At 60.2% G+C, this 7,113-nt stretch carries 7 protein-coding genes; 6 read left to right on the plus strand and 1 reads right to left on the minus strand.

All coding sequences use genetic code 11. The features are described 5' to 3' along the window. Positions 1 to 625 precede the first annotated feature (625 nt). The 6 genes from ACZM96_RS08580 to ACZM96_RS08605 all read left to right on the plus strand — a co-directional run bounded on the left by ACZM96_RS08580 (position 626) and on the right by ACZM96_RS08605 (position 5,297). Positions 626 to 1,120 carry a GlcG/HbpS family heme-binding protein gene (locus tag ACZM96_RS08580; protein WP_294484549.1) on the plus strand — a complete coding sequence of 165 codons (495 nt, stop codon included), beginning with the start codon at positions 626 to 628 and terminating at the stop codon, positions 1,118 to 1,120. 145 nt (positions 1,121 to 1,265) lie between these two features. Further along, positions 1,266 to 1,829: a nitroreductase family protein gene (locus ACZM96_RS08585; RefSeq protein ID WP_489488544.1), complete on the plus strand. Its 564-nt coding sequence runs from the start codon at positions 1,266 to 1,268 to the stop codon at positions 1,827 to 1,829. A gap of 185 nt (positions 1,830 to 2,014) precedes the next feature. Further along, positions 2,015 to 3,757, plus strand: a complete 1,743-nt coding sequence (locus tag ACZM96_RS08590; protein ID WP_294484552.1) for an aldehyde ferredoxin oxidoreductase C-terminal domain-containing protein — start codon at positions 2,015 to 2,017, stop codon at positions 3,755 to 3,757. Between the two features lie 48 nt (positions 3,758 to 3,805). Next, complete coding sequence (locus ACZM96_RS08595; protein WP_489488545.1) at positions 3,806 to 4,054, plus strand: MoaD/ThiS family protein; 249 nt, start codon at positions 3,806 to 3,808, stop codon at positions 4,052 to 4,054. Further along, positions 4,055 to 4,912, plus strand: coding sequence for a HesA/MoeB/ThiF family protein (locus tag ACZM96_RS08600; protein WP_489488546.1), 858 nt, complete (start codon positions 4,055 to 4,057; stop codon positions 4,910 to 4,912). A 31-nt stretch (positions 4,913 to 4,943) separates the two neighbouring features. Beyond that, positions 4,944 to 5,297 (plus strand): transposase, encoded by a 354-nt coding sequence (locus ACZM96_RS08605; RefSeq protein ID WP_346666235.1) that lies wholly within the window; start codon positions 4,944 to 4,946, stop codon positions 5,295 to 5,297. 487 nt (positions 5,298 to 5,784) lie between these two features. On the opposite strand, the gene ACZM96_RS08610 is transcribed toward ACZM96_RS08605, so the two are convergent. Beyond that, the coding region (locus tag ACZM96_RS08610) for a substrate-binding domain-containing protein (RefSeq protein WP_489488547.1) at positions 5,785 to 7,113 on the minus strand (1,329 nt) is incomplete at its 5' end.

The following is a 7,113-nucleotide window of genomic DNA, read 5'->3' on the forward strand; positions in this document are numbered from 1 at the left end:
GACATCAGTGCTCATAGTAACTCCTTGAAAGCAGTAGTTAGCAAAAGGATAAGAGACTTGTACTGTATTTGTCCTACGGTACTGCTGAGAAAAAGTCAAAGGTTCTGAAAAAATAAAAAAATAACTTTTTCATTTCAAAATTCAATAAATAAAATAATCAATCATCAGGCCATATTACCGCGTTACTAAATATACAAGCACAAAACTTTTCCCGTTCCATTTCAAAATTCCATTTCAAAATTCCCCTCTTTTTCCCTGTTTTGTGCCTTCTGGAGAAGCCCGTAACATTCTCGGGGAGATTTCTGGAATTCATCTCTAACATTCCATAATATAAGAATAAAATTTATCTTTGATTTCAAAAACACTCCATGACGCCCCTGCTGCCCTTTCCGCGCTTTCCCTTCTTCTTATTAAGAATGGCTCTTTTTTTATAAGCTGGCGTCGATGAAAGGCTCCGGCCCGCAGCATAAAAAATGCCCTCTTTCGGCTCGGCGCCGAAGAGAAAGACGCTCCGCCCCTTGAAACGCCCCCGGCACTACGCTATAAAAAAGAAAAACCGGAAGAGCAGATATGACGACATGTGGGCTGCCGTATCTGCCTTTTGCAAAACACGGAGTAGGATATCATGCGTCGCACTCTTCTTACCTGCGCCCTTCTGGCCGCCCTGGTTGTTCCCGCTTCCGCCGCTGTCGATACCAGCAAACTCCAGCTTCCCGGCGATCTTACGCTCGAACAGGCGCAGAAGGTCGTTGACGGTGCCCTCGCCTTCGCCAAGAAGCAGGGCGTTCCCATGAACATCAGCGTCATCGACGCCGGCGGCAATCTGAAAGCCTTCTGCCGCATGGACGGCGCCTTCCTCGGCAGCATCGACGTTTCCATGAAGAAGGCCAAGACCGCCCGCCTGTTCAACATGTCCAGCGCCGAACTCGGCGCGGCAGCCCAGCCCGGCGGCGAACTGTACGGCATTGAAGTCACCAACAACGGCCTCGTCATCTTCGGCGGCGGTGAACTGCTGAAGGACAAGAACGGCGTTGTCGTCGGCGCCATCGGCGTGAGCGGCGGCTCCGTGCAGGAAGACACCAACGTGGCCAAGGCAGGCGTCGCCTCCCTGAACAAGTAGTCGGCGCTCCGGCCGCCTGAACGTCCGGTCTGAAGGCGCTTATCCTTTTCAGGACCGACGCCTTCTCGGGGCGGATGCCTTCGGGCATTCGCCCCTTTTTTTCGCCCTCCCCCTCCCTATCTATATTATTAATAGGAGACTCGTCATGGATGTTTTGGAAGCCATAGAAAAAAGACGCAGCATTCGCAGCTACACGGAGCGTCCCGTGGAAAAGGACGTGCTCGAAAAACTCGTGACGCTGGCCGTCAAGGCTCCGACGGGCTCCGGCATGGAACCGTGGGGATTCGTGGTCCTTCAGGACAAAAAGGAAATCGACGCGCTTTCGGATCGCATCAAGCAGAAGGTGCTGAACCATCTGGCGGACTATCCGCATCTGGCCCAGTACGAATCCTGGCTCAGGAATGAGAAATACCACATCTTCAATCACGCGGGCACGGTGCTCATCGTCTATGGCGACACCTCTTCGCACTGGAACGTGTACGACTGTTCCCTCGTGGCGGGCAACATCATGCTCGCCGCGGAAAGCGAAGGCATAGGCTGCTGCTGGATAGGCTTTGCCGAAGCCCTCTTCGACGACGCCGCCTTCAAGGCCGAACATCATGTTCCCGAAGGCTTCCACCTGGTTTCCACGCTGAGCATGGGCTACACGAAGGTGCCCGTGCCGCCGTGCACCCGCAAGGATCCGGTGTTCTTCTCCTGGTCAAAGTAGCAGGAGACCTGCCGCATGGGGCAGCTCTCCCCTGCCCCGCCTCCCAACCGTCACGAAATGGGAAGTCTTCAGAAAAAGCGTGATTGTTTTTTCTCTTCCTTGACGAAAAAAAACATACGGCCCTATGGTCGGCTTAAAGAGGCTTCTCCGATTATCGTGAATCCATAACCCAAGGAGCACACGGCATGTTTCGTTTTCTGCGTGTCAACATGGCCACCAAGAGCTGCGTGTTTGAGGACATCCCCGAAGAATACGCCGGTCTTGGCGGTCGCGCCCTGACCTCCACCATCGTGGCCCGCGAGGTCAACCCCATCTGCACTCCCCTCGGACCGCACAACAAACTCGTTTTTGCCCCCGGTCTGCTGGGCGCCACCAACAGCCCCAACTCCAACCGTATTTCCGTGGGCTGCAAGAGCCCCCTCACTGAAGGCATCAAGGAATCCAACTCCGGCGGTCAGCCCGGCGGCCATCTTGCCAAGCTCGGCATTCTGGCCATCATCGTGGAAGACATGGCCACCGAAGGCGAATGGTGGCAGCTTGAAATCAGCAAGGATTCCGCCAAGCTCGTTCCTTCCACCGTGGCCGGCCTGAACAACTTCGACGCCGTGGCCAAGCTCGTCGAGCAGTACGGCAAGGACTGCAGCTACGTCACCATCGGCCGCGCGGGCGAATTCAAGCTCACCGCCGCCAGCATCGCCTTCACCGACCGCGAACTGCGTCCGCAGCGCCATGCCGGCCGCGGCGGCGTGGGTGCCGTCATGGGCTCCAAGGGCCTCAAGGCCATCATCATCAACCCCGAGGGCGGCAAGAATCATCCTCTCGTTGATGAAGAAGGCTTCAAGGCCGCGTCCAAGCGCTTTGCCAAGGCTCTCACCAGCCATCCCATCACCGGCAAGGGCCTTGCCGAATACGGCACCGCCGTGCTCGTGAACATCCTGCACGAAGCGGGCGGCCTCCCCACCCGCAACTTCACCTGCGGCCAGTTCGAGCATCACGAAGCCGTTTCCGGCGAACGCATGAACAAGCTCACCAAGGAACGCGGCGGCGAAGGTTCCGTGGCCCACGGCTGCATGAGCGGCTGCATCATCCGCTGCAGCGGCATCTTCCCCGACGAAAAGGGCAAGTTCAAGAGCAAGTGGCCCGAATATGAAACCCTGTGGTGCTTCGGCCCCCACAGCAACATCGACGACCTCGACCTCATCTGCACCTTCGACCACATGTGCGACGACATCGGTGTGGACACCATTGACGTCGGCGTGGCCGTGGGCGTCGCCATGGCCGGCGGCGGCATTCCGCTCGGCGACGGCAAGGCCGTCATGGAAGCCATGAAGGGCATCAGCGAAGGCACCCCGCTCGGCCGCATCATCGGCTGCGGCACCGCCACCACCGGCCGAGTGTTCGGCGTGCGCAGAGTGCCCTGCGTCAAGGGTCAGAGCCTGCCCGCCTACGATCCCCGTGCGGTCAAGGGCGTGGGCGTCACCTACGCCACCACCCCCATGGGCGCTGACCACACCGCCGGCTACGCGGTCACCGCGAACATCCTTTCCTGCGGCGGCAAGGTTGATCCGCTCAAGAAGGAAGGTCAGATCGAACTTTCCCGCAATCTGCAGATCGCCACGGCTTCCGTGGACAGCGTGGGCCTGTGCCTGTTCACGGCCTTCGCCATCCTCGACATTCCGGACGCCCTTGCGGCCATCGTGGACATGCTGAACGCCAAGTTCGGCTGGAAGCTCACCGGTGACGACGTGGTCACCCTCGGTCAGCGCATCCTGTCCACGGAAATCGACTTCAACCGTCGCGCCGGCATCACCGAAGCCGCCGACCATCTGCCCGACTTCTTCACCGACGAGCCCGTGGCGCCTCACAACACCACCTTCGACTTCACGCCTGAAGAACTGCAGACCACCTTCAACTGGATCAAGAAGTAACCTCTTCCCGTCCCGCGCGGGGTCCGCTCCGCGCGGGACTTTTTTCCCATGAGCATACTGATAAAACTCAGCACCACCCTTCGCGATCTCGTTCCCGACTACGATCCGGAAGCGGGTCTTCAGTTTTCGCTCGGCGAGGGCGAAAGCTCGCTGACCGCCGGAGAACTGGCGAGCCGCATCGGCATTCCTCACGAGGAAATCAAAATCGTCATGATCAACAGCCGTCAGAGCGAGCTTGACTCCACCGTGAACGACGGCGACCGCGTGGCGTATTTTCCCGCCGTGGGAGGAGGCTAAATGCGTCCCTTCCCTTCCGACACGGAACTCGCCGAACGCTTTGCCCCCTATCTCAGGCAGCAGCGCGGCGAACGCTCCATGATTCGGGAAGGCGTGCGCCTTCTGGCGCAGGAACTCGGCGTTCCGGAACGCGTCGCCATGACGGAACTGCTCGCCCGCGACATCTGGCCGGAACGTTTCAGCCGCTGCCGCGGAGCCTTCAGCGCGCAGGCGCTTTCCGCCCTGCTTTCCACGAGAGTTCTCCTTGCCGGATGCGGCGGTCTCGGCGGTCACGCGGCGGCGCTTCTGGCGCGCATGGGCGTGGGCAGCCTTGTACTCTGCGATCCCGACAAGTTCGAGGAAAGCAATCTCAACCGGCAGCTTTTCTGCACGGAACAGGCGCTGGGGCGCTTCAAGGCGGAAGTCTGCCGCGACGGCATTCTGAGCATTGCTTCCTACATGGATGTGGAAGCGTGCACCGTGGCGCTGGACGAAGACAATCTGCCGCAGCTGCTGAAAGGCGTGGACGTGGTCATGGACTGCCTGGATTCCATCGCGCGCAAAAAAATGCTGGAGGAAGCCGCCAACCGCGCCGGCGTTCCCTGCGTGCAGGGTTCCGTGGCCAGAAACGAGGGCCTCGCCCTTTTCGACGGCAGCGGAGACATGCCCTTCTCTCTGGTGTATCCCGGCGAAGATGCGGGCAACAGGGAAGGCGCTCCCATGAACACCCATGTGCTGACCGTAGCGGGCACGGCCTGTCTTATGGTATCTCTCTTCATGCGGAGACTCTGCCGGAACAAAAGCGACGACGGAAAGCTCTTTCATCTCGATCTTTCCATCCCGGAACTCGAAACGCTTACGATTCTTCCCCGGCACTGACACCCAAACATTTCACTCAAAGGAACATGGCATGGCATTCATCAGCGATCAGCAATGGAGACGCATCGAGCCGTTTCTTGCCCGGGGCAAGAAGGTAGGACGCCCCCGCAAAAGCGACCGGGAAACGCTCGAAGCCGTTCTCTATGTTCTTACCACAGGCTGCCGCTGGAGCGACCTGCCCCGCGACATGGGCAGCTATGTGACGGCGTGGCGACGCTTTACGGCCTGGAAAAAGGACGGGACCTTCGACATCATCCGTTCCTGCCTGCCCGCAAGCGTGCAGCTTTCCGAAAACGCGACGACGCCGCGAAAAATCAAGTCCGGAAAGTGCAGTCTGGCCATGAAAAAATACGCCGGAACCAAAACGGCGCAGACCGAATCCTGATATTCGCGCCTTTCCTTTGCGACATCCGGCCGCTGCGGGAAACGGACGCCCTTCCCTGTCCGGCACGACTGCGCAGCCCGCGTCAATATTCCTTCCGTTTTTCGGCGACAAACATGTTTCCTTCGCTCCGACGCCTGTCCTCAGACGTCGGAGTTTTCTTTTAACCGGCCTCATACCGGCGCGCGAAACGAAAAGCCGTGCAGGAACACGGCATCCGGCAGCGCTCTCCGGCAAAAAGGGGAACGGAGCCCGGTTCGAGTTCTCATTTTGACGGCAACGTCCCTGCTTTTGCCGCGGATTTCCCTGCAACTTCCCGCACTGCGTTTCCGCATGTCGTCACGAAGTGCCCCTGCGGCGTTCCGATTCCCTGTGGACTTCTCTTTTGAGCGGCCATGCTCTGCGACAGGCAACCCGGCCTGCGGCGACAAAAAACGCGCGCCCCCGGAGCCATCCGACGACGCGCGTGAACATGCGAAGGTCTGCGACGTTATTTGCCGTCGTACGCCCAGAGAATCTCACCGGTGCGGTCCGTGCCGTATCCGCCCATGGCGCGCACGTTTTCCTTGAATTCTTCTGAACGAATCACCTCAAGCAGCGCCTGAATGCGGGCGTCCTGCATGTAGCGCTCGGGAATGACGAGATCGTATTCCTCCACGCCCACGGAAATGAAGTCCAGCCCGAGGGCCGCCGCCGCAGAACGCACGCCGAGACCCGCGTCGGCCCGGCCGGAAAGCACCGCCGCCGCCACGTTCATGTGCGTGTATTCCTCGTCGCGATAGCCCTGAATGCGGGCAGGCGAAAGTCCGCGCTTCTTCAGCTCGTAATCCAGCAGCACCCGGGTGCCGCTGCCGCGCTGACGATTGATAAACTGCACGTCTTCGCGGCACAGATCCTCAAACGTCGTGATGTTTTTCGGATTGCCGGGCAGCACCATGATGCCCTGCTCGCGATCCACGAGCTGCACCAGCACGGCGGGCATGCCCTTCATGTTCTCCTGAATGGCCTTTCTGTTGTAAATGCCGGTTTCCTCGTCGAGCAGGTGGCTTCCCGCCAGATGACACTGTCCGCGCCGCAGCGCCAGCAGTCCGCCCAGGGAGCCCACGTGCGCCGAGGTCAGCCGGAAGCCCGGATGCGTGCGCCGGAGCATGCTGTCGATGAGATCGAGCGTATTGTCGTGGCTGCCCACCGCAAGCAGCGCGCCCTCAATCTCTTCCCGGGAGCGCAGAAGTTCCGCACGCACGGGCTGTCCGGCGTCCAGACCTTCGCGGTCGCGCTCAATGGGAATCACGGCGTCGGCCCGGGAAAGGCTGGTCACCGTGCCAGCGCCGCGCGGAAGCGTGACCGCGTAGCAGGCGCCGTCCACCACGCCGAGCTTCACGCGCACCCGCTCTTCCATGCCGGGACGCGAGGGAATGGGATTGCAGGGCGTCACGGTGACGGATTCGCGGCGCTTCACCCCGTGCTTCTGCCAGCGGACGAGCAGCGGCAGAACGAATTCCTCCATGGCCACGATGGCGGAAACCGGATACCCGGGCGTCCCGACAATGGGAACCCGGCGGCCTCCGACCTCCACGATGCCGAGCGCCGTGGGCTTGCCCGGCATGACCGCCACGCCATGCACCAGCACCTCGCCCATGCCGGCAATGACGTCGGCCGTGTAGTCATGGCTGCCCGCCGAAGAGCCCGCGTTCATGATGACGAGATCGGCCCCGTCTTCCACGGCGGAAGCAATGGCCTCGCGAATGCGGTCCATGTCGTCGGGAACAATGGGGCAGACGCGGGCATTGCCGCCCGCCTCCTCGATCATGGCGGAAAA

This window comes from Mailhella sp. (assembly GCF_057866825.1).